This is a genomic window from Rhizobium sp. BR 317, from assembly GCF_047445835.1.
Taxonomy (GTDB): Bacteria; Pseudomonadota; Alphaproteobacteria; order Rhizobiales; family Rhizobiaceae; genus Rhizobium; species Rhizobium paranaense.
Genome location: NZ_JARWLB010000109.1, coordinates 1 through 1,667 on the forward strand (window position 1 = coordinate 1; position 1,667 = coordinate 1,667).

Consider the following 1,667-nt stretch of genomic DNA (forward strand, 5'->3'; position numbering starts at 1 on the left):
ATCAAGCACGACTGGCGTCMAACACGCCTGCGCTTCGGCGAAGTGACCTGGAGTTCGCCGACGGCGCGCCTCAATCTTCGTGTCGGCGAGGAAAAGCCCTTCGTGCCGCGGTTTCTCACCGGCGCCGCGCCGCCGCTGTTTGTGCCACCAAAAAAGCTCCGCACACGGCTCTTCCCGGATAACCAGCAGGAGTTAAGCCTTGCTACCGCCTGGCGTCTCGTCATCGACGGCCAGACCGTTCTGATCTACTGCCCGGAGCGCCGGAGTGTCGAACCATTTGCCAAGGTCCTCGTCGACCTACACTTACGCGGCGCGCTCGCCTCCCTGCTCACCGTMGATCCAGCCATGTTGCAAACCGCGATAGCGCTTGGTGAAGAATGGCTTGGCCCGCACAGCGACATCCTGAAATGTCTGCGACTGGGCGTGGCGCTGCACCACGGAGCCTTGCCGACCGCCTATCGCAAGGAAGTCGAACGTCTACTGCGTGACGGCGTGCTCAAGATCACGATCTCATCGCCGACGCTGGCCCAGGGCCTCAATCTGTCGGCAACCGCCGTCGTCATGCACTCGCTCTATCGCCACGGTGAGAAGATCAAGGTCTCTGAATTTAAGAACGTCATCGGCCGCGCCGGCCGCGCATATGWCGATGTMGAAGGCCTAGTCATCCATCCTATCTTTGAGGATACGAAGAACAAAAAGCAAAATGAATGGGTCGGACTGATTGAGGATCTCGGTGCCCGCGAGATGGAAAGCGGGCTCATCCAGCTGATCTTCTCCCTGCTTAGCCGCATGCACGCCCGGATCGGCGGCAACCTCGACCACTTGATCGATTATGTGGTCAACAATGCCGCGGCTTGGACCTTTCCGGAGGTTGCCAACGAAAAGGCTGACAAGCGTGAGCGGGCGCTGAAGGAATGGGAGCGTCATATGGCGACGCTCGATACCGCCATTCTCAGTCTCATCGGCGAAGCCGACGTGCCCGATGACCAGATCGAGGTGGCACTCGACAACATTCTTCAATCTTCGCTCTGGCATCGTCGCCTGCTCCGCGTCGACGATGCTTCCCGCGCCGCCTATCGCACCACGCTCCTCACACGAAGCCGCTATATCTGGGCGAATTCGACCGCCGTTAGACGGCGTKGCTACTTTCTGGCCGGGCTCGGTCTCGAGGCCGGGCACGCGCTTGATGCAATTGCGCCCGAGGCCAATAACCTGCTTATTCTGGCCAACGCGGCTCTCGCTGTATCCGACGATKAGGCGGCCATCGCCGCGATCACGGGCATCGCAGAACGCGTGTTCGGTTTCTATCCGTTCGCGCCGGACCCATTCCCCGACAATTGGCGCGATATTCTCAGGYGCTGGCTGCTCGGGCAGCCGCTAGCCGCGATAGTCGCCGGTCAGKAAGCTGATGCCTTGCAGTTCATTGAGGGCGGCCTGGTTTATCGCTTGCCCTGGGCTATGGAGGCCCTGCGCGTCCGTGCCGCTGCCAATGGCGATGTTGTCGGCATATTTTCACTTGCTTTGGACGACCATGAGCTCGGCTTGGCCGTACCGGCTGTCGAGACCGGCACGATGAACCGTGCCGCATCAATCCTGATCCAGGCAGGCTTCAACTCGCGGCTGGCTGCCATCAAAGTCGTCACCGACACAGCTTCAACCTTTACGAC

1 protein-coding gene is annotated in these 1,667 nt (G+C 60.5%); it reads left to right on the plus strand.

Annotated elements, in window-relative coordinates:
- Positions 1 to 1,667, plus strand: a 1,667-nt coding sequence (locus QD357_RS32095; protein ID WP_414126049.1) for a helicase-related protein, incomplete at both ends; no start/stop codon positions are given.